Here is a 26,896-nt window from a genome sequence, read left to right as displayed (position 1 = left end):
CTTCTTTTCCGATCCGGTATTCCTCGAAAAGTTCCGCAAGCTCGACACCGTCTCGTCGAGCGAGTTCCACACCTACACCGTTGCCGACCTGGTGCTGCCGAAGGCCTCAGCATGACGACGCAGGTCGGACGGCTGCCAGTCGCGGGGCTATGCGCGCTGGCGATTGCCGGTTTCCTCACCATCCTGACCGAGGCTCTGCCTGCCGGTCTGCTCCCGCAGATCGGGGGATCGCTGGAGGTGAGCGAGGCGATGGCCGGACAATGTGCTCTGATCCCCAAAAACTGGACCATTCATAGTTGGAGTTTTCCGCGATAATTTCCCGGCTGGGATAAGGAGCGGAAGCGATGAAGGCATCGAATTTTCGGGCGCGCAGAAGGCGTTCATATTGAAGCAGGGCGACGACGGCGTGCCGGTTGCGGAGATCTGCCGGAAGGCAGGTATCAGCCAGGCGACGTATTTCAACTGGCGCAAGAAGTATGCGGGCCTGTTGCCCGACGAGATGCGACGTCTGAAGGCTTTGGAGGATGAGAATTCCCGGCTGAAGAAGATTGTCGCGGACCTGACGCTTGACCGGGAGATGCTCCAGGACGTCATCCGCCGAAAGCTCTGAGGCCTGTCCAGCAGCGAAAGCTGATCGACGGGATGCTGGCGGACTGGGGCATATCGATCCGACGGGCCTGCAAGGTCCTGACATTCGATACATCGACTTATCACTACAAGTCCCGGCGCACCGGACAGGCCCCTCTCGAAAGACGGATCAGGGAGATTTGCGAGGCACGCGTCCGTTATGGATATCGGCGTGTCCATATCCTCCTGCGCCGTGATGGATGGAAGATCAACATGAAGAAGACACGCAGGATTTACAGTGAGTTAGGGCTTCAACTGCGCAACAAGCACCCCAAGCGGCGGGTCAAGGCAAAACTACGGGAGGATCGCCAGGAAGCCGCCGGGCCGAACGACGTGTGGGCGATGGACTTCGTTCACGACCAGCTTTCGACCGGCAAGAAGCTGCGCATCCTGACCATTGTCGATACCCATGCGCGTTACTGCCTCGCAACCGATGCGCGGTTCACCTATCGCGGTGAGGATGTTGTCCAGACGCTGGAACGCATTTGCAGGAAGACTGGGTCTCCGAAGACGATCAGGGTCGACAACGGCAGCGAATTCATCTCCCGAGATCTCGACCTTTGGGCCTATGCCAACAACGTCACGCTGGACTTCTCGCGGCCCGGTAAGCCGACGGACAACGGCTTCATCGAGGCGTTCAACAGTAAGCTCCGCGCGGAATGCCTGAACGCTCATTGGTTCCTGACCCTTGCGGATTCAAGCGAAAAGTTGGAGACTTGGCGTCGATACTACAACGAGGAACGTCCTCACTCGGCGATCGGTTACAAACCTCCGATCCTGCTGCATAAACCCGGTGGCGATACCAGCCAGCCATCGTGATAAGAGCCGGAAAACTCCAACTCCCGGCGGTCCAAGGTTTGGGCTCAGAGCAAGACCGCCGAGGCTCTAATCGCTGCCGGATGAAAGTTCAGGGGCAGGTCAACGTGACTTCAGGCGTTCGTGGGAAATCTCAAAGGGAGCTTCACCGGACGCTTACGAAGCTTCCTCGGCAAGTCATTGCCTTCATCCGGGTTAGGGTTCGGCAATTCGTCCGGAAGGACGTCCGGGTCCGGTTCCTTGATGGGCGGCTCGGGCAAATCCGGCGGCAGATCAGGAATGACATCCGGCGGTTGCTTGGGCGTAGGATCGATTGGGGCAATGGCCATGCTGGTCTCCTTGTCACGAAACCAACTTCGGCCGGCGCGGAAAGGTTCCAATCGGCGGGCGAGGTGGCAGCATGAACTGGCCATTTGGGAAGAGAGGCCGCAATCGCAGCCTCTCCCAATCGTTACAGACTCTACGCACAAGCGCCCGCCGCCGGAACGCGAACGGATCATCCACGGCATGACGCCTGGGGATTTCACCAATATGCCCTTCTTTTCCCCAAAGGAGCGGATGGCATCGCGTCCGATTTTTACGGGTTTGTGACCGTCAAAGGCCATGTAGCATGTCTTAAGGGCCGCATCGTGCACGATGTCACGATCTCTTTCCGGCCATTCTTCCAGAAAGTCGATGGCGTCTTCCAAGCACGTTATCTCTCGGATGAGTTCCCTGCGTTCCTTCAGATAGACGGGCTTATCAAATACCTTCGAGTTCATCTCTACCTCACTGAAAACGTTGGTGATCAACAAGGGTGGCGTCAGAATCGTGCGCCGGCCGGAAATGTATTTTCGAACTTTTTCGGTTTCAAGATTGGTCGCGGTCGGAAGGTCGAATTTTTTCAGAGGGCGGCCGCAGGATCCGCATCGCTCTTCCCATGCCTCCATCAATGGTCTCTTTGTCAATAAGAAGGCAGGAGGCCGAACGAAGACGGCCGAGTACAAAGCCTGGCAGCAACTCGCTGGCACCTTCATTGTGATTATGGAGTGCCCCCATTGCCGGATAGGCCCGTGTTCGAGAAAGGCAAGCATCGTCGGTCTCGACATAGAACCCCAGCGCGCCGCTCTTGATGAGGCGCCGCGGTCGCTTCGAGCTATCGCCCGACCACCGCTCGATGCTGCTCCGATGACGGCGGTTTCGTTGCAGGCGCGTGCGCCTTTTCTTCCATTGATAGCCAGCGTGTTCCAGTAGAGACGCGAAGATATTGACTCGATCTTCAAGCCGACGGACAAAGGCGATCAAGGCTTAGAGGGAGACAATTTATGGCTGATGAAAACAACACGATCGAGAAGGGTGAAGTGGCATCGACAGAGGTGAATGCTCCGGTGCACAAGAAGCAGCGAGCTCCTCGGCGCGCGAAATCTACTCCTGACTCGAAGGCTGCGTCGCTGGAGACTGCGCCTGTTGCAAAACAGCGTAAGAAGCACGGTGCAAACGCTGGCATTGATACCAACGTCGCGGTGATCACGGAAAAGCCGATCAAAACCAGGGCCAAAAGAACTCCTGCCGCTGTCAAGCCGGCGAAGGCCGTAGCGAAAGCCTCCGTGCCTGCTCTGGACGAGATGGCGGAACTTCTGCAGCTGGAAGAAGAGAACAAGCGTCTTCGCCAAACGCTGGCCGAGAAACTGCGTTCGGAAAACGCGGATCTGCGTAAACGGCTCGGTCTGGCCTGATGTAATGACAGGGTCGCGGCCGAGCCAGTTCGGTTGCAAGCGCGATAACACTTCTCGCGCCTCAGTTCGCCGCGAACCTGCGGTAGGATATGCGACGTCATGATGCGGACGCCAAAGGTTGAAGCACAATGAAGTCACCGTGGAAAATGATTGGACAACTCGTCTTCCGGCGGCGATCGCCGGAAGAGACGCAGGAATTGGCCGATGAGCAGGAGACTTCCTCGTCCTCATCGGCGCCGGTTCAGCCTTTCCTTGAACTCAAGCGCGAGAATGTTACGCACGCCGACGAAACGATCTTGGCGGACGCCAAAGCCGATGACGGCATTTCTCTTGCGAACCTCGACGCTATCGATCGTATAGCGACGCGTTCATCCACAAGATCCAATCAAGGTCTTGCTCAAGAGAGCAAAAGGGAGCCCAAAGCGGCGATCGCCAGCACACCGCCAGTTACGCGGCTGAGACGAGGCAAGAAGCCGGCTCAAACCGAGCCGGTGAACCAGGAGGTTGAGGCCGCGGCCGACCGTCAAACCTCGACTAGACCATCGCGCGGCAACATCCATGCGGAGATCGCCGCGGTTGATGCGGAGATCCGGTCGTTATCGCGCCAGCTGGCGGAGAAACTGAAGCAGCAGAATACTCAACTTCATAAAATGCTGGAGCGATTTGGCGGTCCTGACTCTTGATGCGTGATCCCAAAGCGTTGAAGCGCGACCTGGATCGTGACTTGACGAGAAGGGTACGGAAGACAGCCTATTGAAAGCGCAGAAGCATGGCTGCTAGCTGTGCGTGTTCAGCAGAGAGATGTTCCCGCAGCCGCGCTTTCAGCCGCCTGTTTTCCGCTTCAAGGGCGGCGAGATCGGTAGCCGAAGCGAATGCCTCCTGCGCATTGAGGCCACCTGCTGGCGCCGTTCGTGGCACGGTTTTGCGCTCGGATTGCACTGCGCGCGTTTTTATCTTGCGTACCGTCATGCGTTGAGGCGCAGGAGCCGGTGTTTCGGAAGCGGCAGGTGGCTGCCCGGCCGTTTCGGGCGGCCCATTTTCAACATCCTTCGCCATCGTGTTGTCTGCGAGCCGAACGTCAGTGACCTGCGATTTGGCCATTGGGGTCTCGGACTCCGAAGGTGAAGTCGAACACTGCAGCGCAGAGGGGACCTGAGGTGGCGCTTCCAACCGGGAAGCTGCAGCAGCCTTGGCCGCCTCTTTATCCGCTGACTGATCGAACAGATGTGCGGATTGCTCTTCGACCTGCCGCGCGACTGCCTTCAAATCCGTGTCAGCCCAGATTGACGCGGGCTTGTTTGCTTTAGTTTGCCGGGAACGCGACTTGAATTCAACGACGAAGCTGCGCTGCGGCATTCTCATGGGTCGATCTCACGTAAAGGATTGTGCGGTCCCCTTACGTGGGACGCGTCCAAAAAGCAATTCGCCGAGCTTTAAATGCCTCGGGAGGTAATCGTCCGTTTGGATCAATGCGCTTGAGAAGCTCGTCGTTCTCCGCGTGCAGCTTGCCGGTGAATCGGGAGCGCAAAGGCTCTAGTTTTCCGCTTCGAGTTAGCTGCCGGACCAACTCGGTCATTCGTACTCAAGGTCTTGTGTAGGCTGTGAATTTCCATATGAGTTGGGATTTTCACGGGGCCACCGGTTCTGATTCCATCAAGACCTAATGTAGCGGGCGAGAGACCGCGGAGTTTCCAGGCAGCTTGCTGCGCGGTCATGCCGCCGACAAGTTCGCGAATCGAATGCTACACCGCTCTCCTGTGGCTCCAGTGTCAAGCTCGTTAGCACTGCCCCAATGAACCAGGCACTTGATTGGTGCGGCGGAGAAAACTGTTGACCCGCATGCTGATTTTCCGGAGCCTCTTCTGAGCAAGCGTGCGCCAACAACCAGCAATAGCTACTGCAATGAGTGGCCCCGCTTCAATTTCGGATAAGTAGATCTCACGATTCCGGGATGTTCTCTCGGAAAATGACCTGAAGTCGCGGCGGGTGGTGGTCGAATTTCCCGCCGAGGATCGTGTTTTTCAGCATGGAAATGGCTTCGCGCGCCTCTACGCGCGGATTTTGGTCGATGACGGCATCGATGGTGCCGTCGAGAAGAAAGCGCTTGGTGCTCTCCGTCAGTTCGTGGCCGACGAAGATGACCGAGGATGCGATGCCGGTCTCCTGTAGCGCCAGGCCAATCCCGGCATTGCCGGCGCCGATATTGTAGATCCCGGAGAGATCGGGGTGGCGCTTGAAAAGGGAGACCGCTTCCTCATAGGCGCGTTGGCGGTCGTCGCGGACTTCGCGCAGTTCGACGACATCGAGATCTGGGAATTCTTCCGTGATGACGTGACGGAAGCCCATTTCGCGCTCTTCGTGCCCGCGATAAGACAGCGACCCGGCGAACAGCGCGATCTTCCGCTTCGTACCACTGCCGAGGAAACGGCCAAGCAGATAGCCGGCAAGCCTGCCTGCCGCACGGTTGTCGATGCCGACATACCCTGCGCGAGGCACGTGAAGGATATCGGAGACAAGCGTCACGATCGGCACGCCAGATAGCGAGAGTTCGCGCATGGCCTCTCGTACGGTGGGATGGTCGAGGGCGATGACGCCGACGCCCTGCGTTAGGCCCACCAACGAATTGAGCGTGCGTGCAAGCGTATCCGGATTAAAGCCTTCAATTGAGTGAACGCGGATGTCGAGGTCTTCCTGAAGGGCGCCCTGATTGACAAGCTGCGTGAGAAGGTTAGCGACGAAGGTGTTCGTGCCGGCCGGAAGTACGAAGTCTAGCCGAATTTTCCCGGCCGCAGTCGTCACTTCCGAGAACGGTCCGGTGAGATAGCCTAGTTTGCGGGCGGTCTCGAGCACGGCGTCGCGGGTCCGATCCCGCACGCCCTGACGATTGTTGAGGACCCTATCCACTGTCGCCGGTGAAACGCCGGCTTCACGGGCAATGTCCGTCAATGTCGAGCGCAAAGCGTGTCCTTCCACAAAATGACGCGAAATGATGTATTTCTCTCCATCCGAAATACAAGGGGTATGCGTAGGCAAATCAGCTTTTCCTCAGAAAACCACGCGTGTGGCGCGGGCCTAGCCCATCATTTTCCGTCAGTTTTCGCTCCTAGAACGCCTACTGACTTAAGCAATTGAAGCCAAAAGACGCAATATGAGGTAAATTGATGTTGACGCCAATCAATGATGCCGCCATTAATCATCACGCTGACGGGTGAGGAGACCTCTCGGCATGGAGGAGAACATCAATGAGCGAGTTTCTGACGGTCTCGCGCCGTGGCCTTCTGGCAGCCGGCGCGAAGACATTTGCATTGACTGCTGCGGTCGGAATTGCGCCGCAGTTCATCCGTCCAGGCCGGGCCTTTGCGGCCGACGCGCTCGCGCCCGGCATGATCGGCGGTCCGACCGGCTTCGAAGGGGCTGAGCGCTACCAGTACGGCGCCGACACGCCGGAAGGCCGCGCCGTCGAAGCTGCCAAGGCACTGAAGAGCGCCGGCAAGGCACCAGAGCGTATCGTGCTCGGTCTGTCCGACGGTTCGATCGGCCAGCTGACGCAGGCCTTCCCCGCCGGTGCGCCGTCCATCAAGGAGCTCTGGGAGAAAGAAACCGGCATCACCCTGGATATCGTCGGCGTGCCGAACGGCCAGGAATTCACCAAGACGATGCAGGATATCTCCACCAAGGGCGGAGCGTTCGACATTTATGCCGTGGAGTGGAACCGCCTCGGCGATCTCGTCGAAACGGCCGGCATCATCAAGCTCGACGACTATGTCGCCAAGCATAAGCCGGAATGGGACGATCCGGAACGCGGCTATGTCAACGGCGCCAAAGGCGTTTCGCTTCTCAACCAGTATCGCGGCTCGACCTACGGCGTTTCGCTCGACGGCGACTTCCAGACCTGGAACTACCGCACCGACCTGTTCAACGACGAGGCGGAGAAGAAGGCCTTCTCCGACAAATACGGCTATGCGCTCGCCCCGCCGCGCACCTGGAAGGAACACTCCGACGTTGCAGCATTCTTTCACCGCCCGGACAAGGGCCTTTTCGGCTCGACGGACCTGCGCAACCAGGGGTGGGGTTACACGAACTGGTACCAGCGCTTCGTTTCGATGGGTTCGCCCAACCAGTTCCTCTTCGGCGACGACGGCAAGGCTTTGATCAATTCGGAAGCCGGTTATCTCGCTACCCATGAGTATGTCGATTCGCTCAGCCACCATTCGCCGGACGCAATCTCGTGGGGCTGGCCAGAGCAGTACGGCAACTTCGCCTCGGGTGGTGCGGCGATGACCTGCGCCTTTTCGAACCTGCCGAAGTTCCTCGACAACAAGGCGAACGAGGGCTCCAAGGTCACCGGCAAGATCGGTTCCATGCTGCCGCCCGGCCGCGATGTCGGCGGCCAGCTCGTCAGCCGCTCTGTCCTGTGGCTCAACCTCTCGGCGTCAGTCTCGGCGCAGAGCAAACATCCCGAGGTCTGCTACCTGCTGCTGCAATGGCTCGGTTCCAGCCGCATCTATTCGTGGATGACGGCCAATCCGGGCGGCTACTTCGACCCGTTCCAGCTGTCGAACTTCGCCGACCCGCTGGTGCGCCAGACCTATCACGACTACCACATGGACGTCGTGCGGGAGACGGTGGCGCGCACCGTGCCCTCGATCAACTATCCGGGCGCGACCGCATTCCACAACGCGCTAGACGAAAACCTCATGGCAGCGCTGACCAAGGCGAAGACGCCGGAGGAGGCGATGGCCGATACCGAGAAGCAATGGCAGCGCATCGCGCGGCGCACGGGTGAGGACAAGCTGCTCGAAGCCATCAAGTCGAACAAGCAGGCGTGGCCGACGGTGCTCGATCCGCTGGCCGGCTGAGCCGGCATGACCCGATCGCCGGGCGGCCTGTTCGCCCGGCGCCTTCTTCCTGTTTTCGACAAGTGACCTTTGCGATCATGAACCGCTCGCTGACCTTCGAGATCTTCCGCTACACCACCATTCTTCTGGCGTTGGCGGTCACGCTCATTCCAACGCTCTGGATGGCCTCGATGGCCTTCAAGCCGATTGCCGAATGGTCTGCCGCCGGCGCCGACCTGACCTGGTGGCCGAAGAACCCGACGCTCGATAACTTCCGGTTCATCTTCGGAACCTCGACCTCGGATCTCATCGTCGCCCTCGATCGCACTGCGGGCAAGCCGATCCTCGCCTCGCTGTTTTCGGCCGTCTTCGGCACGCTGATTGCTATAACAGCGGGCACGGCGGGCGCCTATGGCCTGTCGCGGTTCGGTTCCGGGCGGAACTTGCCGTTGGCGCTCATCCAGCTGAGGCTCTTTCCCCCGATGGCGGTTATGATCCCCGTCATGATCATGTGGGCCTTCTTCGGCCTGGTCGATAGCTGGTGGGGCCTTGCGCTGATCTACGGCATTGTCACTTTGCCTTTCGCCTTTTGGCTGATGAAGACATTTTTCGACGATATGCCGCGCGAAATCGAGGATGCAGCACTCGTCGAGGGATGCTCTCGCCTGCGCGTTTTCCTGAAAATCACGCTGCCGATCATGCGCCCGGCACTCGCCAGCTCCGCGCTCTTCGTCTTCATCCTGAACTGGTCGGACTATCTCATCGCGCTACTTCTGACGACGCGCGAATGGGTGACCATCCCGGTCTACATGGCCTCGCTCTCGTCCTCCATGACCGGCCAGCTTTATGGCGCCAAGGCCGCGCTCGGCCTGATCGCCGCCGTCCCGCCTGTCATAATGGGCATCGCCATCCAGAAGCATCTGGTCCGGGGTCTGACCTTCGGAGCGCTCAAGCAATGAGCATACTCGCAACCGAGGAGAAAATCTCCGTGACCGGCGACCGTTCGACGCCTGAGACCCGCATCGAGGACGGTGGACGCCGCCTTGGCCTGATGCTGACGCTACCGGCCCAGCTATTGGTGCTCTTCATCGCGGTCTTTCCGCTCTTGATGCAGCTCTATATCAGCCTCACCGATTGGTCGCCGCTCGACGGCATCGGCTGGTGGCAGGCCTATGAACTGTGGAACAGCTTCGCCAACTATACCGACCTTGCAGCCGATAGCCGCTTCTGGGATGCCCTAGGTCGCACGGCGCTGGTTATGGCGATCTGCGTGCCGGCCGAATTCCTGCTGGGTCTCGGCCTTGCCATCCTCTTCATAGACAATTTCGTTGGCAAGCGCCTGTTCTATTCCGTCATGCTCATTCCCATGATGGTTGTCCCCGCCGTCGCCGGCTACATGTTCTTCATGCTGTTCCAGTCCGGCGGGCCGGTGAACGACATCGTCTCGACGCTGATCGGCCGCCCCTTCGCGCTCGCCTGGCTGTCGAGCCCCGGTACGGCGCTGATCGCCGTGATGATCGCCGATATCTGGCAGTGGACGCCGCTGATGTTCCTCATTCTGCTCGCTGGGCTCGTCGGCGTGCCTGAAGATCAGATGCGCGCCGCGACACTGCTCGGTGCGAGCTGGTCGCAGCGCTTCCGCACCATCGTCATGCCGAAGATGAAGACGATCATCATCATCGCGCTGTCGATCCGCGTCATCGAGAACTTCAAGATCTTCGACACGCTCTACATCATGACAGGCGGCGGGCCGGGTGTCGCGACGGAAACCATCTCCGTCTATATCTACAAGGTGACGCAGCAGGATCTGATCTGGGGCTATGTCGCAGCTATCGCGCTCGTCGTCCTGATCGCGCTTTCCATTCTCGTATCGCTTGCCATCAGCCGCATGAATGCGGCGAAGGAGGCTTGAGCCATGACCGCCATCCACCTTGAAAACCTGGTCAAGCGTTTCGGGGCCTTCACGGCGTTGAAGACAATGGATCTCGAAATCCGCGACGGCGAGTTCATGGCGCTGCTCGGCCCGTCCGGCTGCGGCAAGTCCACGACCATGAACATGATCGCCGGCATGGAGCAGCCGAGCGGGGGGCGTATCACCTTCGATGGCCGCGACATGAACGGCGTCGCCATGGGCCGGCGCGGCGTCGGCTTCGTGTTCCAGAACTACGCGATCTTTACCCATATGAACGTCTACGACAATCTGGCCTACGGCCTGAAAGTGCGTGGGACCTCCGCATCCGAAACCGACCGCCGCGTCAAGGCGATGGCCGATTTCCTGCAACTGACGCCGATGCTCGACAAGCCCTCGGCCAAGCTCTCGGTCAATATCCTCCAGCGCCTGGCGATCGGTCGCTCGGCCATCGTGGAACCGGCAATCTTCCTGCTGGACGAGCCGCTTTCCAATGTGGACGCGGCCTTCCGCGCCGTCATGCGCACCGAGCTCAAGCATCTCCAGCGCCAGTTCCGCCAGACCATGGTCTATGTCACGCACGACCAGCTCGAGGCGATGACCATGGCGGACCGCATCGCCGTTATGGATCACGGCGTTTTGCAGCAGGTCGGTACGCCGCTGGAGGTCTACAACGACCCCGTCAATCTGTTCGTCGCCGATTTCATCGGCTCACCGGGCATGAACCTGCTCAAGGGCGCGCTTGCCGATAGCGACCGCGGCCTAGTGATCGATCTCGGTGCGCTCGGTGTGACCGCGCCGCTCGATCCTGCGCTCTCTGCCGTGGCGCGGAGAAACGGCGTGCGTGAGATCGTCTATGGCTTCCGCCCGGAGCGTGTGGTGCTGGCGACAGCGGGGCAGGGACTTGCCATGCCCGTCACCTTCATCGAGCGCATCGGCGCGCGCACTGTCGTTCACTTCGGCGACGGGGAGCAGAGGGTGAAAGCCGTGTTCGACAATGATATCGCCGTCCAGACAGGCGAGACCGTCCATGTCGCTGTCGAGCCGGGCTTTGCCCGTCTGTTCGATGCCGCGACCGGCGTCGCGATCCGTGAGGTTTGAGCATGGCCGGTATTTCCTTCCGCAATGTCACGAAGCGTTTCGGCAAGACCCTCGCCGTAAACAATGCGAGCTTCGATATCCAGCCGGGCGAGTTCTTCTGTTTCTTCGGGCCGCCGCTTTCTGGAAAATCCACCGTGCTGAAGCTGATCCTCGGACTGGAGACGCCGGACGAAGGCGAGATCCTGATCGGTGGCAAGCCGGTCAACCGCATCTCGCCTGCCGACCGCAACGTGGCGATGGTGTTCCAGAACCTCGCGCTCTTTCCGCATATGACGGCGGGCGAGAACGTCCGCTTCCCGCTCGTCGAGCGCAAGGTGCCGGAGGACAAGATCCGTGCCCGTGTCGAGGCCGTCGCAGCGAAGCTTCATATTTCCCACCTGCTGCACAAGCCGCCGGCGCAGCTTTCCGGTGGCGAGCGTCAGCGCGTGGCGATTGCGCGCGCACTCGTGCGCGATCCCGTCGCCTATCTCATGGACGATCCGATTTCGGCGCTCGATGCGCGGCTGCGCGAGGAAACCCGCGTCGAGCTGAAACGCATCCAGCGCGATCTCGGCCAGACGCTGATCTATGTCACGCACGATCAGGAAGAGGCCATGTCGATCGCCGACCGTATGGCGATCATGGAAGAGGGCGAAATCCGCCAGATCGGTTCGCCGACCGACATCTACGATACGCCGGTCAGCCGCTATGTCGCCCGCCTGCTTGGCGCCCCCATGATGAACATCCTGCCCGCCGTGCGCGGCAAGGCGCTGGAAATGGCGGACGGCACGATCAGTTTGCCGCTCGAGGCGGTTCCGGATGGTGCCGCACATGTCGGCGTGCGCCCGGAAGACCTCAAGGTCGAGCCGTGGAACGATGCGCGTCCGGGGCGACCGGCCACGGTCTACGAGATCGAACCGCTCGGCGGCTACACCGTGGTCACGGTCGATACCGGGGCAGAAAAATTGAAGGCGCTGATGCGTGGCCAACCGGATATACGGCTGGAAAGTGCGGTGGCACTCAGCTGCAATCCGATCAAAGCCCATTTCTTCAATCAGGCGGGGGAGGCCGTCAGCCTGTGAACGAGCATATCAAACGGGAGGTTACCATGAGCGAAGCCAGGGGTTTTGCACCCGACCCGCAGGTGCGGGTGCGGGACTACAAGATCGGCTGCATCGGCGCCGGCATGATCATGGCGGAATGCCATCTGGCGGCCTACAAGGAGGCCGGCTTTCCGGTCGTCGCCATCGCCTCGCGCACGAAGGACAAGGCCGCGGCCGTTGCCGAGCGCTGGGGCATTGCGACCGTGCACGACACGCCGGACGCGCTGATCGCTGATCCCACCATCGACATTCTCGACATCGCCTTCCCGCCGGACCAGCAGCCGGAGCTGATCCGCAAGGCGCTCGCGCAGCCGCATATCAAGGGTATCCTCGCGCAGAAGCCGCTGGCGCTGACGCTGGAGGACGCCATCGAGTTGCGCGATGCCGCAGCCAAGGCCGGCAAGATCCTCTCGGTCAACCAGAACATGCGCTACGACCAGTCCATGCGCGTGCTCAAGCAGATCCTCGACAAAGGTGAACTTGGCGCGCCTGTCATGGCGACGATCGAGATGCGCGCCATTCCGCACTGGCAGACCTTCCTCGAAGACTATGACCGGCTGACACTGTCAAACATGAGCGTGCACCATCTCGACGTGCTGCGCTTCCTGTTCGGCGACCCCGAGACGATCACGACGCTGACGCGGGCCGATCCGCGAACGACATTCGCCCACAAGGACGGCATCACCGTCTCGACGCTTACCTTCCCGAGCGGCGTCATGGCCGTTTCCATGGAGGACGTGTGGTCCGGCCCGCGCGAAGAGGGTTTCGACAGCGACATCTACATCAAGTGGCGCGTCGAAGGCACGGACGGCGTTGCACAGGGCACCATCGGCTGGCCCGACGGTTCGCCCTCGACGTTGACCTATGCCTCGAAGACGACGACCGGCGGCAAGTGGGTCACGCCGACCTGGGACACGATGTGGTTCCCGCATGCCTTCGTTGGTGTGATGGAGCAGCTGCAATATGCGGTCAAATCCGGCGAGCCGCCGGCGCTCTCCGTCGCCGATAACGTCAAGACCGTGGCGCTGGTTGAGGCCGGCTACAAGTCGATCGACGAGGGCCGCACGGTCAGGCTTTCCGAAATTTCCATCAATTCATGAATAACGAGGGAGGATTCTCATCATGATGCAAACAGGTATTTTCACCGGCTATTTCCCCTATGCGCTGGAAGAGACGGCGAAGAAGATCCGGGCACTCGACTTCAACACCGTGCAGCTCGACATGCACTTCAAGGATATCGATCTCTCGGCGGGCCAGATCACCAAGGACAAGTGCGTCAAGATCCGCGAGACCTTCCGCGATCACCACCTGCCGATCTCCTGCATCTCGGGCTACACGAACATCATCCATCCGGACAAGGCCGAGCGCGAGCGCCGCGTCGGCTATCTGAAGGAAATCATCCGTAACGCGCGCCATCTCGGCACGCCCTATGTCATCTCGGAAACCGGCACCTACAACACGGAATCCGACTGGGTGCATCACCCGAAGAACAAGACGGAAGAAGGCTTCGAGGAATGCCGCAAGGTCATCGCCGATCTCGCCCAGCATGCCTATGACCACGGTGCGGTCTTCCTGCTCGAAACCTACGTGAACAACGTCGTCGGCTCCGTCGAGGAGACCGTCAAGATGTTTGCGCAGGTCGATCATCCCGGCCTCGGCTTGCTGATGGATCCGACCAACTATTTCGAGACGCACAATATCGACCGCATGGACCAGATCCTGAACCAGGTGTTCGATACGCTCGCCGACAAGATCAAGATCGGTCATGCCAAGGACGTGAAGCGGTCCGGCGACGACAAGTCGGAAAAGCATGCCGATATCGGCGATGCGGATGCGCTGGAAAGCCACACCTTCCGCGGCGTCGGCGAAATCGAACTGCCGGCCCCCGGCCTGGGTTCGCTGAACTACGATCTTTACCTCAAGCGCCTCAGTGAGAAGCACCCGAACATCCCCATGATCATCGAGCATCTCGACGAGAGCGACGTGCCGCGCGCCAAGAAATTCCTCGACGGCAAGCTGCGCGCGCAGGGCCTTTGACAATCCGGCGGCCGGGCTTCGGTCCGGCCGCCTCTCGAGACAGCATGACCTGCCTGGCAGGGAGAAGGAACAACACGATGGTCGAACTATTCGGGGAAGCGAAGTCGCGCCGCGATATCGCTGCCAGCGCAGGAAGTTTTTCGCAGTTTGCCGGTGTACGGCTGATGACCTTGTCCGACGGTCTCGAGCGCGGCATCCGCATGCTCGAGTTCCGCAGCGGCACGGGCCTGCGTTTCACGGTTCTGGTGGATCGCGCCCTTGATATTGCGGACTGCGAATATCGCGGCATGGCGATCGGCTGGCACTCGCCGTCCGGCTTCCGCCATCCGGGCCTGCACGAATACGAGGGCGAGGGCGGTCTCGGCTGGATGCGCTCCTTCTCCGGCCTGATGATCACCTGCGGCCTCGACCATATCCTCTTCATGTATGACGAGCCGGCCGACCACTATGTCTATGGTCCGAAGAAGACGGTGAAGCATTCCATCCACGGCCGCGTCGGCACCATCCCCGGCAAGCTGGACGGTTACGGCGAGCGCTGGGACGGCGATGATTGTTTTCTCTGGTGCGAAGGCACCGTCACGCAGGGCACGGTGTTCGGCGAACACCTCGAACTGAAGCGCCGCATCGAGATCAAGGCCGGCACCAACGATATCCGCATTTCCGACAGGGTGGCCAATCGGGGTTTCTACTGCACGCCGCACATGTTCTGCTACCACATCAATGTCGGCCATCCCGTGCTTGCCGAGGGCTCGCGCTATCTGGCACCCGTGCGCGACGTCGTGTGGGCGGCGCATGCCGGAGCGGATTACGAGAAGCAAGGTGTGGGCTACCGCGCCATGCCGGCGCCACAGTTCGGTTTCCACGAGCAGGTTTGGCAGCATGAAATGGCGGCGGATGAAAATGGCGAGGTGCCCGTGGCGCTGGTCAACGACCGTCTCGGCCTCGGCTTCGAAGTCATCACCCGCAAGGACCAGTTCCCCTGCATGTACGAATGGCAGAACCTGCAGGCCGGGCAATATGCTGTCGGCATCGAACCTTCGACCAACCATGTGCTCGGCCACGGTGCCGCGCGGGAGCGTGGCGAGCTGATCTGGCTAGAGCACGGCGAAGAGCGCCACTACGACACGACGTTCCGCATCCTTCCCGATGCCGCAGCGATTGCGGCGAGCGAGGCCAGGATTACGGCGATCGCCCGTCAGCCGGATGCCGATTTCCCAGAGCCTTCCGGCAACCATGTCCCTCTGGAGGGCCGGTCATGAACATGCAGGCGAAGCAGCTAGTGCAGAAGGAAAGCCCCATGATCTCGGTTGCCGGCAAAGTCATTCTGTATACCGGCGCGGCTGGTGGGCTTGGTGCGGAAACGACGCTGAATTTCCTTCGGGCCGGGGCGACGGTTGTCGCGCTCGACAACGATCCCGCAAAGAATGCCGCCTTGCAGGCATCCGCCAACAAGGAGGGCCTCGAAAACCTGGTGATCCGGGCCATCGATCTTTCCGATCTTTCGGCCCTGCGTTCGTGTCTGGAAGATCTTTCGCGCGAGGTCGGCGGGTTCGACGTCGTCATCAACAATGCGGCGATCTATCCTTCGAAACCCTTCGAGGACTATTCGATCGAGGAGATGCAGCGGGTCCAGCGCATCAATGTGGATGCCGGCATCGTCTGTGTTCAGGTCGCCTTGCCGCATATGCGCGATCGCGGCTGGGGTCGTATCATCAACATCGCCAGCGTCACGTCCAATGGCGGATGGGCCAATCTCTCGCCTTACGTCCAGTCTAAGGGCGCGCTCATCGGTCTTGCACGCGCCTGGGCGCGTGAATTCGGCGCCTATGGCATCACGGTCAATGCGGTGTCGCCCGGCGCTTTCCCGACGGATGCGGAAAAAATTCATCCCGATCCGGAGGGCTATACCCGCTTCGTGCTGGATCATCAGGCGATCAAGCGGCGCGGCAGTGCCAGCGACATCGCCAACGCCCTGATGTTCCTCGCCTCCGACGCCGCCGGCTTCATCACCGGACAGACGCTGAACGTCGATGGCGGCTGGGTGATGAACTAGCGCTGCGGTTGCGAATATGCCATGTCGGGGCGCAGGGCATGGCCGTGCCCATGATGATGCCTGTCGCCCTGGAGTTTTCGCGTGAGCCAGTCACTCTACCTCGCCGTCGGATCGCTCAATCGCGAGGCGCCCTATTTCCAGGGCGCACGCGGCGAGGGCCTCACCATCTTCTCCTTCGACGAGGACGCGCTGGAATGGGCGCGCCTTGCCGGCACGTCGACCATCGACAATCCCACATTCCTCAGCATCGATGCGGCCTCCGGTGTCGTCTATGCCAATTCGGAAGTGTTCGGCTGGCATGAGGGCACGGTCAGCGCCTTCCGCTTTTCGCCTGAAACGAACGCACTGACCTATCTCAACAAGCAGCCGACGCTCGGCAGCATCGCGGCGCATAACATGGTGTCGCGTGACCGGCGCTTCGTGCTGGTCGCTAACTACTCGATGGGCGGTGATGGGCCGGACCAGTCGGTGGCGGTATTCCCGATCCGGGAGGATGGCGGTCTGGCGCCGGCGGTAGCATCGGTGCGGCTCGATGGTCCACTCGGCCCGGTCGCCGACCGCCAGGAACGACCGCATGCCCACATGGTAAGCGAGGTTCCGGAGGGCGGTGCGGTGCTGGTTGCCGATCTCGGCCTTGACCAGGTTGCAGAGTACAAGATCTCCGGTGACGGCAAGCTCGCGCAGGTCGCCAGCGTGGCGCTGCCCGCAGGCGCCGGACCTCGCCATATCGCGCAGCACGCGAACGGTCGTTTCGTCTATGTTTCCAACGAACTGGATTCCACCGTGACTTTCGTCCTGCGCCAGGCGGGCAAAATGACGGCGAAGCAGACGCTGCCGACCATCCGGCCCGGCATGGAATCCCATGGTGCCGACATTCATCTGTCGCCGGACGGGTGTTTCCTCTATTGTTCCAACCGGGGCGAGGACAGTATAGCGTGTTTCATGGTCGATCAGACGACGGGACAGTTGGCGCTGCAGGACATCACCCCTTCGGGCGGCAAGACGCCCCGCAATTTCGCGCTCACGCCGAGCGGCCGCCATGTGCTGGTCGCCAACCAGAATGGTGATGCAATCGTGATCTTCCGGCGGAACGAAGAGACGGGTGCGCTGACGGACAGCGGAAAGCGCATCGAGATCGGTACCCCGGTATGCGTGAGGCCCTTCATCCTGTGACGGACGAAAAGCAGCCTGCAAAACGAGGCCGCCGCAAGGGCGCCGGAGTGACGATGGCGGATGTCGCTGCCGCTGCCGGCGTCTCCATGCAGACGGTTTCGCGCGCGCTGCGCTTTCCCGACACGGTAACGCCGGAAAACCGCAAGACAATCGACGACGCGATCCGGAAGACGCATTACGTCCACAATCTCGCGGCAAGCCACCTCGCTTCGCACAAGAGCAACACGGTCGCCGCCGTCATTCCGACACTCTCAGCCTCCGTCTTCGCCGAGACGATGCAGCATTTCTCCGAGGTCCTGCATCGCGAAGGCTACCAGATCTTTCTCGGCAATACCGACTACCGGCTGGACCGCGAGGAGGAAGTGATCCGCAGCCTGCTCGGGCGGCGGCCGGACGGTGTGTTTCTGATCGGCACGCACCACACCCGTGCCAGCGTGGCCATGCTGAAACGCGCCGGCATTCCGGTCGTCGAGGGTTGGGACATGACGGAAAAGCCGATCGACCGGCTCGTCGGCTTTTCCAATACGGCGGCCATTTCCGAGATGGCGCGGCATCTCGTGCGCTCCGGCCGGACGAACATCGTCTTTGCCGGCGTACTGCGCAAGGGCGACAGCCGCGCGGCCGAGCGGCGGGATGGCTTTGCCGCAGTCATGGAAGAACTTTTTCCCGGCAAGACGCCGCGCATTTCCATATCACGCGACCTGCCTTTGACCATGGCCTCCGGAGCGGACCTGCTGCGCAAGGCGCTCGCGCGCTATCCCGAAGCCGATGCCGTGATGTTCTCGAGCGATATCATCGCCTCGGGCGCGCTACAGGAAAGCGTGCGTATCGGGCTGAAGGTGCCGGAGCGCCTTGCCATTACCGGCTTCGGCGACTTCGAACTTGCCCGGCATCTCATCCCATCGCTGACGACGGTCTCCGTGCCCTCGGCGGAAATCGGCCGCGAGGCCGGGCGTCTACTTCTGGAAGGCATGCGCGGCATCGAATCCGAAACCACGCTCATCGATATGGGCTTCAAGCTGATGATCCGCGACAGCGGCTAGAATGCCGGAATTTCCGGCCGGTGCTCGAAATCGGTGAGCACCTCGCAGCCGGTTGCCGTCACGCGCAGCATATATTCGAGCCGCACGCCGCCGATTTCCGGATCAAGCGCGGTCGGTTCCACCATGATCACCATGTCTTCTTTCAGCGTCTCGCGTTCATAGGCGACGAGGCGCGGCCATTCATGCACGCCCGTGCCGATCGAGTGACCGGAATGGTGCGCATAGGAATAGCCATGCCGGCTGATCGCTGCCTGCAGGCTCTGGTCGAGCGCGTCGATACCGAGCCCCGGACGAACGGTTTCCATCGCCAGGTCCAATGCGGTGCGGGCGGCGCTGAAGAGCGTTTCGAAGCCGGACGATGGTTGCCCGATCATTGCGGATGCACAGCTGTCGCCCCAGTAACCGGCGACGCGCGGTGCGAGATCGCAGATCAGCGGATCGCCTCTTTCGAGGATGCGGTTGCCTGGCCATCCCATGAACTGCGACGTACGCTCGCGTCCGGAGATCAGGTCGCCGGTCACGGGCAGCCGTTCGCCGGCCCGGGTTTCCATGGCCAGGCGGACGGCGGCGAACACGTCAAGTTCACTCATCCCGGCACGGGTGGTTGAAAGGAACGCCTTCTGGCCCTCTGAGGCTGTCAGCGCCGCTTCGCGCAACAGGGCGATTTCGGTTTTGGTCTTGATGGCGCGCTGGCGCCGGAAGGCCGGTTCTACGGGAACGATCGGATTGCCTTCCAGCAGCGGGAGGATCGAGGCGGGTAGAGCGTGGCGCTCGACCGCGATTTTTCCACCGACCTTGAGGCGTTGCAGCAGGGCCTTCGCCTCCGAAACATAGTTCGCGAAGATATCGGTCGGTTCCTTGAACGAGAAGCCCGTATAGGTGACGACGAGATCGGCCCAACTCTCGGTTCCTGCCTCCAGATTGGTGACGAGCAGCCCGGTTTCACCGTTCACACCGACGATGCCGAGGCTGGGGCCGCCTGCGAAAGGCGAAGGGCCGGCCTCGATGCCGGAGATATGGCCAAGCGCATAGGCGACGCCGTCGGGACTGGTAAAGAGGCCCCAGTCCGCGCCGGATTCTCTGATCGCGGCGATGGTTTTTGCGAGCCGTTCGTCCATGGGGCTCTCCTCAGATCAGGTTGCGGATGTGCTGGTCGCGTCCGTAAGCCGCAACCAGCAGGAGGATCAACAGGCCGAGTGCGGACTGGACCAGCGCTTCCGACAGGCCAAAGCCGATCAGCAGCGTGCGCAGTTCGACGAGGACGATGGCGCCAGCGACCGTGCCGACGAAACCGCCGCGTCCGCCGATCAGCGCGGTGCCGCCGATCACCACCGCTGAAACCGTCTGGAACAGATAGGGCGTGCCGACGGTTGCGCTCGATGAACCCGTAAATCCGACAAGCAGGATGCCCGCAAGGGCGGCGAAGGCCGCGCTGAGTGCAAACGTCGTCGTCCACATCGCAACCGGTCGCACGAGGGCAAGTTCCGCCGCCTTCAGGTTGGAGCCGAGCGCATAGAGGCGACGACCGTAGACCGTTCGCTGCAAGACAAAGACGCATCCGAGTGTCAGCGCAAGCGTGAATGGGATCAGCCAGGGAAAGGGCAGTGGGCCGATCGTTCCGCCAAGCGACACGAAGTCATTGATAAACGGCGGCGCCGAGCCGGTAGGAAGGCCGCGTGTCCAAAGCTGCACGGCGGCCTGAACGATCGTGCCGACGCCGAGCGTGACGATCAACGGGTGGATCGAGAGGCCAGCCGATAGCGCGCCGGACACCGCGCCGATTGCGCCAGCGCAGGCGATGACGATGAGAAAGGCCGGTAAAGCCGGCATGCCGCTGCCATAGAGGCTGGCGAAGACGACGTTGGCGAAACCGATCACGAAGGGGATCGAAAGGTCGATGCCGCCGAGGATCATGACGAGTGTCTGGCCGAGGGCAGCGATCGCCAAGAGCGATGCCAGGATCAGCATGGCACGCACCGAGAACGCGCTGCCGAAGCCCGGAATGAAGATCGTTCCGAGCAAGAAGACGACGACCACGCCGATGAAGGCGATCAGGGCGCGGTTGGAGAAGAGGGCGGTCGTCATCGGCTGGCCTTCCAGGTCTGGAACCGTGCTTTGAGCGTTTCGGAATTGAGGCAAACGGCGAGCACCAGCACGACGCCATAAGCGGCCTGCAACATGAAGGTGGAGACGTTGAAGGAGGTCAGCACGTTCTGCAGCAGGAAAATATCGGCCCCGCCGATGAAGGCTGCCGCCAGCCCGCCGACGCCGCCGGCGAGACTGACGCCGCCAAGGGCGGCCGCCGCAATTGCGATCAGCGTATAGCCGGGCCCGATGTTCGGGTCGCCCGAACCGATCAGCGCGGTTAGCGCAAGGGCGGCGACACCGGCGACCAGACCGGAAAACACATAGGCGAAGAAGCGGATGACGGGCACATTCACCCCGGCGGTAAACGCGGCGCGATCATCGCTGCCGACGGCCATCAGAAGCTCGTAGAATGGCAACCGCTTGAAGAAGAGCCAGGCGACGATGACGACACCGACGGGGATGAAGGACAACGGGCCTGAAAGCGCAGACAGCCATCCCGGCACGGTGCCGGAGGGCGAGGGCAGAATGGAGAGCGCAAGGCCGCTATAGATAAGATAGGTGGCGAGGGTCGCGACGATCGGCTGGATGCGCAGGATCGCGGCCAGGAAGCCGTTCAGGGCACCGGAGGCAAGCCCGAGCAGGAGAGCGGCCGGAACGATGATCCAGGGCGAGGATATGCCGAGATCGCCGATGACCACCTTGATGAGGATGACGTTGATGAGGCCCATGAGTGGACCGACCGATACGTCGATGGAGCCGCGACCGGCGAGGAACGGCAGCGTCGTCGCCATGGTTGCAAGGATCATCGGGGCGGCGAGGCCGAGCACGGTCGGCCAGTTTGCCGGCGAGAACCGAACGGGGTTGAGGACGGCGTTGAGCAGAATGAGTACACCGAAAAGGATCGCTGCGAGGCGTGTCTCGCTGCGATCCCAGAAGCGCGGTTTGTTAAATGTCATCGGATCGGTGCTCATGCCTGTGTCCTTCCTGGCCGAACATGGCGGCCATGACGCGGTCCATCGACATGGAGGCGCGGTCGAGAACCGTGCTGCATTCGAAATCCCGGAAGATCGAGACCGTGTCGCAAAGCGTGAGGATTTCCTCGATCTCGCTCGAGAGGATGACGAGGGCGATGCCGTTTTCGGCCGCAAGTTTGCGGAATGCTTCGTAGAATTTCAGGCGCGTGTTGAGATCGACACCGCGCGTCGGGTCGTTGAGCAGCATGACGCGCGGCTTGAGCGCGAGCAGGCGCGCCAGCAGTACCTTCTGCTGGTTTCCACCGCTGAGTGCTGAAATCGGTGCATCGGCCGAGGGATAGCGGATGGACAGGAAGTCCGTGTAGGCGGCGAGTTCGTCCTTCAGGCGCTTGCGGTTCAGGATGCCGGCCAGTGAAAAACGCGGCATGGACGGTATTGCGAAATTGTCCAGCACGGAGAGCACGGGGAAAATGCCGGTCGCCCGCCGGTCGCGCGGCAGAAAGACAACGCCGTGCCGCGCCGCTTCGTAGTGATCGCGATAGCCGAGCGGGCCGCGATCTGTCGTCTCGACGGTAATCGCGCCTTCGGGGATCCGGCCGAGGCCGGCCAATGCCAACAGGAATTGCTCCTGCCCATGGCCTTCGAGGCCGGCGATGCCGGTGATCTCGCCGGCACGGATCGCGCCGGACAGCGGCGCCCTTCCGGGCGCGAGGACGAGGTTATCGTAGCGCAGAAGGATGGTGTCGTCAGGCATGGATCACCGCCTCCGGGGCCATGAGCTTCAGGAGCCTCTCGGCGGTAATGCAGTCCCGCTCGAGCGTTTCGACGATGTGCCCGCTTCTGAGCACGGTGACGCGGTCGGAGAGACGGCGTACCTCTTCAAGACGGTGCGAAATGAAGATGATGATGTTGCCGGCAGCTGCATAGTTTTCGATCGCATTGAAGACGAGATCGCGGTCGGCATAGTCGAGGGCGGCCGTCGCCTCGTCGAGCAACAAGATGGACGGCAGGCGGACGAGGGCGCGGGCGAGAACGATGAGTTGCTGGCTTGCAAGCGGCAGTTCGCCCGCCTGCGCCGACAAGGGAATGGGGAAACGCGAGATTTCGGCAAGCAGCGCCTGGGCGAGCGGCGCGCGCGCGGATTTCGCGATCCGCCGCTTGAGCGGGCCGTCATAACCGAGAAAGATGTTTTCGATAACCGTGCGATGTGGCGCGATCAGCACTTCCTGGAAGACCGTGGAAAGGCCGAGATCGTGCATGTCGCGCGGCGTGCGCGGGTTGATCGCGAGACCGTTCAGGGAAACGGTGCCCTCGCTTTGCGCAACGACGCCGGAGAGGATCTTGAGCATTGTGCTCTTGCCGGAGCCGTTCTCGCCAAGGATCGTGTGGATGCCGGCCGTGAACGTTACGGATGCGTCGCTGAGGGCCAACGTCTCGCCATAGCGCTTGGTCAGGTGGCTGACCGAGAGCTCGACGCTGCCCCCGCGATGGGGCGTTGCCCCGCCGTTCTCGGCGACGACGCGATGGATCCGGGACGTCGTGACCGCCAGTCCGGATTGCGGATGTGTCGTAGCAAGCATTCACAGCAGCCTTCTCATTGCCGAACGCGGCGGGACCACCGCCGGGCATCCGGCGGTGGTCCTCGCACAGGCGATTACTTCGCGCAGGAGGCAGGGACCTTGGCGAAATCGTAGAGCGGCGTAGCCTGGCCGCTCGAGAAATAGCCGTTGAGCAGCTCTTCCGAGAACGGGTCCTGCGGCGGGATCGGGAAGATCGCGGCCGAATCCGGCTTCATGCAGTCCTTGTACCAGGTCGGCAGGTCGGCCTGCGTGATGGTGGGCATCGGGGCGATGATCGTGTTCACGATCGGCTTCTGGCCTTCGATGATGCGCAGGGCGACGCGGAACGCGTTCTGCGCGGCAACATGCGGCGAGACCTCGCCGCCGTAGAATTTAAAGGTGTCCTGGTTTTCGTGCCAGAAGCCGAGCGCATCGCCCGAAATGGAGCCTGCGATCAGCGGGAGAGGCCGGCCGGCCTGCTGAAAGGCCTCGGCAATGAAGCGGGCCTCGCTGCCGGTGGACCACACCGCATCGATCTGCTGCGGCGTCGTTGCCAGCGCCTGCAGAACGGCGGACTTGGTGGTCGTGCCGGTCCATTCGCCGCTCACCTTGCGGGCAATCGTCAGATTGCCGCTTTCGGCAACGGCCTTGTCGAGGCCTGCATTTTCCTGCTGCACCAGCGGGTGACCGGAAATGCCTTCGACCTGAAGGATGGTGCCGCCATTGGGCAGTGCCTCGGCTATGCCCTTGCCCATCTGGTAGCCCCAGAGGTTCTGGTTGTGCATGACATTGATGGCAGCGGGCGTCGTCACCGCGCCTGCGGACGTGATGACGGGAATGCCTGCCTTCTGCGCGTCTTCGATGACGGCATTGAGCGCCGTCGAGGAGCCGGCAATCGTTGTGATGACCGAGCAGCCGCGTTCGATGAAGGCGCGGATCTGCGAGATCTGCTGCGTGGCGTCGCCGTTGGAGTCGGAAACGATGAACTCCGAGACGTCGCCGGCTTCCTTGGCGCCGTTGACGAGACGGGCGAGCTCGTCATTGAAGGTCACGCGCCAGGGATTGCCCATATAGGATTCCGAATGGCACCAGCGCCACGGCTTGGCTGGTGCTTTGAAGTCGGCGAGTGCGCCCTGCGCCACATCGACGGCGTCGGTGTAGAGCGCACGCACGTTTTCCGGCAGAGCCTGCAATGCATCGGACCGGGCGTCTGAGTATGCGGGTACTGCGGCCGACGAAAGCAGCGCGGCGGCAAGCAAGCTCAGGCGTAAGCCTGATTGAAACGTCTTCATTGATTTCCTCCTCCAGCGGCACTTGGGCCGCTCCACCTTTACCAATGAATTATCTATTCATCACGTATCCGTTGGTCAATGTCAAAGTTAGCGCTCATTAGGTCGCGCTTGATAACTGCGATTATGATGCGATAATTTTGCCGGCGCAATTCAAAAATAGTTAGCGCTCACTCTGGACAGGCCAAATTTATCCGCTAAGTTCCCGCCAACTTAAAGACTTGCAGGAGAGCGACCGAATATGGGTGTTTTGTCGGGTATCAGAGTTCTGGATTGCTCTATCGCCATGGCGGGACCGTTTGCGGCCCAGCGGCTTGGCGATCTGGGGGCGGACGTGGTCAAGGTCGAACCGACGACGGGTGAATGGCAACGCCATGTCGCGGCCGGCGGCGCTGGCGGTAATCGCGTCAACGTCTCGTTTTTGTCGCTCAATCGAAACAAGCGTTCGCTTGCCGTCGACCTCAAGTCGGACGACGGCAAGAAGGTCTTACTGGATCTCGTGAAGACGGCTGACGTCTTCCTGCAGAACTATCGTCCCGGCGTCGCCAAGCGCCTCGGCGTCGATTACGAAACGCTGTCGAAGATCAATCCGCGACTCGTCTATGTGTCGATGTCGGGCTATGGCGAAGACGGCCCCTATGTGAACCGTCCGGGACAGGATCTCGTTCTCCAAGGCATGTCCGGCGCCATGCTGTCGGCCGGCCGTGAGGGCGAGCCGCCGACGGCCGCCGGTCAGTATCTCGTTGATGCGATCACAGCTTATACGGCCTTCGAAGGCGCGCTTGCCGCACTGTTTCATCGTGAACGGACCAGTGAGGGCCAGCTTGTGCAGGTCAACATGCTGGATGCCATCACGACGATCCAGATGCAGGAGCTTTCGGTCTTCACGGTGGGCGGCAAACCGCAGCAACGCTCCGCCGAGCCGCATGCCCATGTCTACATCCGCGCACCCTACGGCGCCTTCGCCACCAGCGACGGTTTTATCATCGTCGCCTTCCCGAAGCTGAAAACGCTGGGTGAGGTGATCGGTGAAGACAGTTTCCTGACGATGGACGACGAGGTCGATAGCTGGGCACGGCGCGACGAAATTTTCGCCAAGACCCGCGACCGGCTGAAGGCCCGGTCCTCGGCCGAGTGGCTCGAATTGCTGCGCGCCGCCGATATCTGGTGCGGCCCGGTCTACGGCTATGCCGATCTCGTCGAGGACGAGCAGATCAAGCACAACGGCACCTTCGTCGATTACGACCATCCGACGGAAGGCCGGGTCAAGACGCCGGGCTTCCCGATCAAGTTTTCTAAAACCCCGTCCACCGTCGAGCGGGGCGCGCCCGTTACCGGCCAGCACACGCACGAACTGCTGAAGGAGGCCGGCTACGACGATGCGGCGATCGCCGCGCTCGTGGCGAATGGCGCCGTCGCGACGGGAACGATCTGACCATGGCGACGATCAAGGCACTGACCTGGGAACATCCGCGCGGGTTCAACGCACTCGCCGCAGCCGCAAAGCAGGACGAGGTCATCGCGGCCGGCCTCGATATCCAATGGGAAAAGCAGCCGCTCGAAGGGTTCGAGTCGCATCCGATCGCCGACCTCTGCGCGCGTTACGATCTCGTCGTCCTCGACCATCCGCATGTCGGCGAAGCGGTCGGCGGTAAATGCCTGCAATCGCTCGAAAGCGTGTTCGGTGCCGATGTGGTCGAGGCGCTTGCCGCCGAAAGCATCGGTCCGTCCCTGTCGAGCTATCGCTATGCCGGCCAGCATTGGGCATTGCCGCTGGATGCCGCGGCACAGGTAATGGCGCTGCGCGCCGATCTCGTCGAAGGCGCCGCACCGGAGACCTGGGCGGCCGTTGCCGATCTTTCCCGCCGTACCGGCAAGGTCGCCCTGTCGCTGGCAGGGCCGCATGCGGCCCTGAGTTTCCTGTCGATTGCCGCCGCCTATGGCGAGCCGCCGGCCGAAGCGGACCCGGATGTCCTGATCTCCGCAGAAGCCGGGACTGCGGTCTATGACCTGATGGCGGAACTGGCGTCGCGCAGCCCGCGTGTCGTCAGGGAAAAGAACCCGATCGGCATTCTCGGCCATATGGCCGCGTCTGATGACGTGGTGCTGTGCCCGCTCGTCTATGGCTATGTGAACTACTCGGCGCCCGATGTCGGAAAGCCGGTCGCCTTTGCGAATGCGCCGCGCCGTGTCGCGGGCGGTCGCCCCGGCTCCACGCTCGGCGGAACCGGCATCGGCATCTCGAAGCGTTGCGATCCAAGCCCGGAACTGAAGGCGCATCTGCTCTGGCTGATGAGCCGTGACGCGCAGATCAATTTCATTCCCGCCCATGACGGCCAGCCTTCGCGGCGGGAGGCCTGGTTCGACAATGGCGTCAACCGGCGCTGGAACGGCTTCTACCGTCAGACGGCGGAGACAATCGAGGTGGCTTACGTGCGCCCGCGCCATGAAGGCTACATCGCCTTCCAGACCAAGGCATCCGCGCTCTTGCGCGACGCATTCGAAACAAACGCGGCGGCCGCGAGCGTGCTCGCCCAACTGCAGGACCTCTACCGCGCCCACAGGCGTGGCGGTGAGGAGCGATAGGAGACG

Annotated in this window: 25 protein-coding genes and 2 pseudogenes; 18 read left to right on the top strand and 9 right to left on the bottom strand. The window is 61.6% G+C overall.

Annotation, left to right across the window (positions count from 1 at the left end; translation table 11 throughout):
• The 3 genes and pseudogenes from AC1RT2_RS31045 to AC1RT2_RS31035 all read left to right on the top strand — a co-directional run.
• A pseudogene (locus AC1RT2_RS31045) lies at window positions 1-115 on the top strand (antibiotic biosynthesis monooxygenase); the annotation flags it as partial.
• Window positions 112-315: an MFS transporter gene (locus AC1RT2_RS31040; protein WP_069061968.1), complete on the top strand. Its 204-nt coding sequence runs from the start codon at window positions 112-114 to the stop codon at window positions 313-315. The pseudogene AC1RT2_RS31045 and the gene AC1RT2_RS31040, both read left to right, overlap by 4 nt.
• Window positions 316-352: 37 nt before the next feature.
• Window positions 353-1,446 (top strand): IS3 family transposase gene (locus AC1RT2_RS31035; RefSeq protein WP_493108228.1). Its coding sequence is split into 2 segments (ribosomal slippage): window positions 353-596 and window positions 596-1,446, totalling 1,095 coding nucleotides; the frame shifts between segments, so codons are not numbered across the junction.
• A 464-nt stretch (window positions 1,447-1,910) separates the two neighbouring features.
• Here the strand turns inward: AC1RT2_RS31035 and AC1RT2_RS31030 are convergent.
• Window positions 1,911-2,204 (bottom strand): annotated as a pseudogene (locus AC1RT2_RS31030) (DUF982 domain-containing protein); the annotation flags it as partial.
• Window positions 2,205-2,747: 543 nt separating this feature from the next.
• Here AC1RT2_RS31030 and AC1RT2_RS31025 point away from each other — a divergent pair.
• Entirely contained in the window at window positions 2,748-3,158 is a 411-nt protein-coding gene (locus AC1RT2_RS31025; protein WP_493108218.1) for a SyrB-like regulator, read from the top strand.
• 128 nt (window positions 3,159-3,286) lie between these two features.
• On the top strand, window positions 3,287-3,841 hold the full coding sequence (locus tag AC1RT2_RS31020; RefSeq protein ID WP_493108216.1) for a hypothetical protein: 555 nt from the start codon (window positions 3,287-3,289) through the stop codon (window positions 3,839-3,841).
• 67 nt (window positions 3,842-3,908) lie between these two features.
• On the opposite strand, the gene AC1RT2_RS31015 is transcribed toward AC1RT2_RS31020, so the two are convergent.
• On the bottom strand, window positions 3,909-4,520 hold the full coding sequence (locus tag AC1RT2_RS31015; RefSeq protein WP_493108214.1) for a hypothetical protein: 612 nt from the start codon (window positions 4,518-4,520) through the stop codon (window positions 3,909-3,911).
• A gap of 576 nt (window positions 4,521-5,096) precedes the next feature.
• On the bottom strand, window positions 5,097-6,116 hold the full coding sequence (locus tag AC1RT2_RS31010) for a LacI family DNA-binding transcriptional regulator (RefSeq protein WP_069061964.1): 1,020 nt from the start codon (window positions 6,114-6,116) through the stop codon (window positions 5,097-5,099).
• 284 nt (window positions 6,117-6,400) lie between these two features.
• Between AC1RT2_RS31010 and AC1RT2_RS31005 the strand changes: the two genes are divergently transcribed.
• From AC1RT2_RS31005 to AC1RT2_RS30955, 11 genes are all read left to right on the top strand, one after another.
• The gene (locus AC1RT2_RS31005) at window positions 6,401-8,017 is read left to right on the top strand and encodes an extracellular solute-binding protein (protein WP_069061963.1); all 1,617 of its coding nucleotides are present in this window, start codon (window positions 6,401-6,403) and stop codon (window positions 8,015-8,017) included.
• Between the two features lie 77 nt (window positions 8,018-8,094).
• On the top strand, window positions 8,095-8,955 hold the full coding sequence (locus AC1RT2_RS31000; protein ID WP_069063623.1) for a carbohydrate ABC transporter permease: 861 nt from the start codon (window positions 8,095-8,097) through the stop codon (window positions 8,953-8,955).
• Window positions 8,956-9,047: 92 nt separating this feature from the next.
• Entirely contained in the window at window positions 9,048-9,908 is an 861-nt protein-coding gene (locus AC1RT2_RS30995; RefSeq protein ID WP_493108226.1) for a carbohydrate ABC transporter permease, read from the top strand.
• Window positions 9,909-9,911: 3 nt separating this feature from the next.
• A complete protein-coding gene (locus AC1RT2_RS30990) occupies window positions 9,912-11,006 on the top strand; it encodes an ABC transporter ATP-binding protein (RefSeq protein WP_069061961.1) in 1,095 nt (364 codons plus the stop codon).
• Between the two features lie 2 nt (window positions 11,007-11,008).
• The gene (locus AC1RT2_RS30985; protein ID WP_069061960.1) at window positions 11,009-12,067 is read left to right on the top strand and encodes an ABC transporter ATP-binding protein; all 1,059 of its coding nucleotides are present in this window, start codon (window positions 11,009-11,011) and stop codon (window positions 12,065-12,067) included.
• 26 nt (window positions 12,068-12,093) lie between these two features.
• Window positions 12,094-13,188, top strand: coding sequence for a Gfo/Idh/MocA family protein (locus AC1RT2_RS30980; protein ID WP_069061959.1), 1,095 nt, complete (start codon window positions 12,094-12,096; stop codon window positions 13,186-13,188).
• 22 nt (window positions 13,189-13,210) lie between these two features.
• Window positions 13,211-14,125, top strand: coding sequence for a sugar phosphate isomerase/epimerase family protein (locus AC1RT2_RS30975; protein WP_069061958.1), 915 nt, complete (start codon window positions 13,211-13,213; stop codon window positions 14,123-14,125).
• Between the two features lie 77 nt (window positions 14,126-14,202).
• Window positions 14,203-15,384: an aldose 1-epimerase family protein gene (locus AC1RT2_RS30970; protein WP_069061957.1), complete on the top strand. Its 1,182-nt coding sequence runs from the start codon at window positions 14,203-14,205 to the stop codon at window positions 15,382-15,384.
• Between the two features lie 2 nt (window positions 15,385-15,386).
• Window positions 15,387-16,178: an SDR family NAD(P)-dependent oxidoreductase gene (locus tag AC1RT2_RS30965; RefSeq protein ID WP_493108224.1), complete on the top strand. Its 792-nt coding sequence runs from the start codon at window positions 15,387-15,389 to the stop codon at window positions 16,176-16,178.
• A gap of 81 nt (window positions 16,179-16,259) precedes the next feature.
• Window positions 16,260-17,351, top strand: coding sequence for a lactonase family protein (locus AC1RT2_RS30960; RefSeq protein ID WP_493108210.1), 1,092 nt, complete (start codon window positions 16,260-16,262; stop codon window positions 17,349-17,351).
• Window positions 17,352-17,404: 53 nt separating this feature from the next.
• Window positions 17,405-18,394 (top strand): LacI family DNA-binding transcriptional regulator, encoded by a 990-nt coding sequence (locus AC1RT2_RS30955; RefSeq protein ID WP_069061954.1) that lies wholly within the window; start codon window positions 17,405-17,407, stop codon window positions 18,392-18,394.
• Here the strand turns inward: AC1RT2_RS30955 and AC1RT2_RS30950 are convergent.
• The 6 genes from AC1RT2_RS30950 to AC1RT2_RS30925 form a co-directional block, all read right to left on the bottom strand.
• A complete protein-coding gene (locus tag AC1RT2_RS30950) occupies window positions 18,391-19,512 on the bottom strand; it encodes a M24 family metallopeptidase (protein ID WP_493108208.1) in 1,122 nt (373 codons plus the stop codon). The two genes, AC1RT2_RS30955 and AC1RT2_RS30950, sit on opposite strands and share 4 nt — an antisense overlap.
• Before the next feature lie 10 nt (window positions 19,513-19,522).
• Window positions 19,523-20,479, bottom strand: a complete 957-nt coding sequence (locus AC1RT2_RS30945; RefSeq protein ID WP_257946786.1) for an ABC transporter permease — start codon at window positions 20,477-20,479, stop codon at window positions 19,523-19,525.
• Window positions 20,476-21,453 carry an ABC transporter permease gene (locus tag AC1RT2_RS30940; RefSeq protein ID WP_493108206.1) on the bottom strand — a complete coding sequence of 326 codons (978 nt, stop codon included), beginning with the start codon at window positions 21,451-21,453 and terminating at the stop codon, window positions 20,476-20,478. Before AC1RT2_RS30940 ends, AC1RT2_RS30945 begins: the two co-directional genes overlap by 4 nt.
• Window positions 21,428-22,210, bottom strand: coding sequence for an ATP-binding cassette domain-containing protein (locus tag AC1RT2_RS30935; protein ID WP_493108204.1), 783 nt, complete (start codon window positions 22,208-22,210; stop codon window positions 21,428-21,430). The genes AC1RT2_RS30940 and AC1RT2_RS30935 overlap by 26 nt, the downstream gene beginning before the upstream one ends.
• Window positions 22,203-23,036 (bottom strand): ATP-binding cassette domain-containing protein, encoded by an 834-nt coding sequence (locus tag AC1RT2_RS30930; RefSeq protein ID WP_493108202.1) that lies wholly within the window; start codon window positions 23,034-23,036, stop codon window positions 22,203-22,205. The genes AC1RT2_RS30935 and AC1RT2_RS30930 overlap by 8 nt, the downstream gene beginning before the upstream one ends.
• 74 nt (window positions 23,037-23,110) lie before the next feature.
• Window positions 23,111-24,307, bottom strand: coding sequence for a substrate-binding domain-containing protein (locus AC1RT2_RS30925; RefSeq protein WP_493108200.1), 1,197 nt, complete (start codon window positions 24,305-24,307; stop codon window positions 23,111-23,113).
• Window positions 24,308-24,545: 238 nt separating this feature from the next.
• Between AC1RT2_RS30925 and AC1RT2_RS30920 the strand changes: the two genes are divergently transcribed.
• Entirely contained in the window at window positions 24,546-25,739 is a 1,194-nt protein-coding gene (locus tag AC1RT2_RS30920) for a CaiB/BaiF CoA transferase family protein (RefSeq protein ID WP_493108198.1), read from the top strand.
• A 2-nt stretch (window positions 25,740-25,741) separates the two neighbouring features.
• Window positions 25,742-26,890, top strand: a complete 1,149-nt coding sequence (locus tag AC1RT2_RS30915) for an extracellular solute-binding protein (protein WP_493108196.1) — start codon at window positions 25,742-25,744, stop codon at window positions 26,888-26,890.
• Window positions 26,891-26,896 lie beyond the last annotated feature (6 nt).

The organism is Shinella sp. GW821-FHT11G07, from assembly GCF_058808115.1.
The sequence above is the reverse complement of the archived record's forward strand: the minus strand, read 5'-3'. Positions and strand labels throughout refer to the sequence as shown.

What these genes read in the sequence shown, in the direction of transcription:
- AC1RT2_RS31040 (WP_069061968.1), top strand. Translation starts at nt 112, where the DNA reads ATGACGACGCAGGTCGGACGGCTGCCAGTCGCGGGGCTATGCGCGCTG.
- AC1RT2_RS31025 (WP_493108218.1), top strand. Translation starts at nt 2,748, where the DNA reads ATGGCTGATGAAAACAACACGATCGAGAAGGGTGAAGTGGCATCGACA.
- AC1RT2_RS31020 (WP_493108216.1), top strand. Translation starts at nt 3,287, where the DNA reads ATGAAGTCACCGTGGAAAATGATTGGACAACTCGTCTTCCGGCGGCGA.
- AC1RT2_RS31015 (WP_493108214.1), bottom strand. Translation starts at nt 4,520, where the DNA reads ATGAGAATGCCGCAGCGCAGCTTCGTCGTTGAATTCAAGTCGCGTTCC.
- AC1RT2_RS31005 (WP_069061963.1), top strand. Translation starts at nt 6,401, where the DNA reads ATGAGCGAGTTTCTGACGGTCTCGCGCCGTGGCCTTCTGGCAGCCGGC.
- AC1RT2_RS31000 (WP_069063623.1), top strand. Translation starts at nt 8,095, where the DNA reads ATGAACCGCTCGCTGACCTTCGAGATCTTCCGCTACACCACCATTCTT.
- AC1RT2_RS30995 (WP_493108226.1), top strand. Translation starts at nt 9,048, where the DNA reads ATGCTGACGCTACCGGCCCAGCTATTGGTGCTCTTCATCGCGGTCTTT.
- AC1RT2_RS30990 (WP_069061961.1), top strand. Translation starts at nt 9,912, where the DNA reads ATGACCGCCATCCACCTTGAAAACCTGGTCAAGCGTTTCGGGGCCTTC.
- AC1RT2_RS30985 (WP_069061960.1), top strand. Translation starts at nt 11,009, where the DNA reads ATGGCCGGTATTTCCTTCCGCAATGTCACGAAGCGTTTCGGCAAGACC.
- AC1RT2_RS30980 (WP_069061959.1), top strand. Translation starts at nt 12,094, where the DNA reads ATGAGCGAAGCCAGGGGTTTTGCACCCGACCCGCAGGTGCGGGTGCGG.
- AC1RT2_RS30975 (WP_069061958.1), top strand. Translation starts at nt 13,211, where the DNA reads ATGATGCAAACAGGTATTTTCACCGGCTATTTCCCCTATGCGCTGGAA.
- AC1RT2_RS30970 (WP_069061957.1), top strand. Translation starts at nt 14,203, where the DNA reads ATGGTCGAACTATTCGGGGAAGCGAAGTCGCGCCGCGATATCGCTGCC.
- AC1RT2_RS30965 (WP_493108224.1), top strand. Translation starts at nt 15,387, where the DNA reads ATGCAGGCGAAGCAGCTAGTGCAGAAGGAAAGCCCCATGATCTCGGTT.
- AC1RT2_RS30955 (WP_069061954.1), top strand. Translation starts at nt 17,405, where the DNA reads ATGGCGGATGTCGCTGCCGCTGCCGGCGTCTCCATGCAGACGGTTTCG.
- AC1RT2_RS30950 (WP_493108208.1), bottom strand. Translation starts at nt 19,512, where the DNA reads ATGGACGAACGGCTCGCAAAAACCATCGCCGCGATCAGAGAATCCGGC.
- AC1RT2_RS30945 (WP_257946786.1), bottom strand. Translation starts at nt 20,479, where the DNA reads ATGACGACCGCCCTCTTCTCCAACCGCGCCCTGATCGCCTTCATCGGC.
- AC1RT2_RS30940 (WP_493108206.1), bottom strand. Translation starts at nt 21,453, where the DNA reads ATGAGCACCGATCCGATGACATTTAACAAACCGCGCTTCTGGGATCGC.
- AC1RT2_RS30935 (WP_493108204.1), bottom strand. Translation starts at nt 22,210, where the DNA reads ATGCCTGACGACACCATCCTTCTGCGCTACGATAACCTCGTCCTCGCG.
- AC1RT2_RS30930 (WP_493108202.1), bottom strand. Translation starts at nt 23,036, where the DNA reads ATGCTTGCTACGACACATCCGCAATCCGGACTGGCGGTCACGACGTCC.
- AC1RT2_RS30925 (WP_493108200.1), bottom strand. Translation starts at nt 24,307, where the DNA reads ATGAAGACGTTTCAATCAGGCTTACGCCTGAGCTTGCTTGCCGCCGCG.
- AC1RT2_RS30920 (WP_493108198.1), top strand. Translation starts at nt 24,546, where the DNA reads ATGGGTGTTTTGTCGGGTATCAGAGTTCTGGATTGCTCTATCGCCATG.
- AC1RT2_RS30915 (WP_493108196.1), top strand. Translation starts at nt 25,742, where the DNA reads ATGGCGACGATCAAGGCACTGACCTGGGAACATCCGCGCGGGTTCAAC.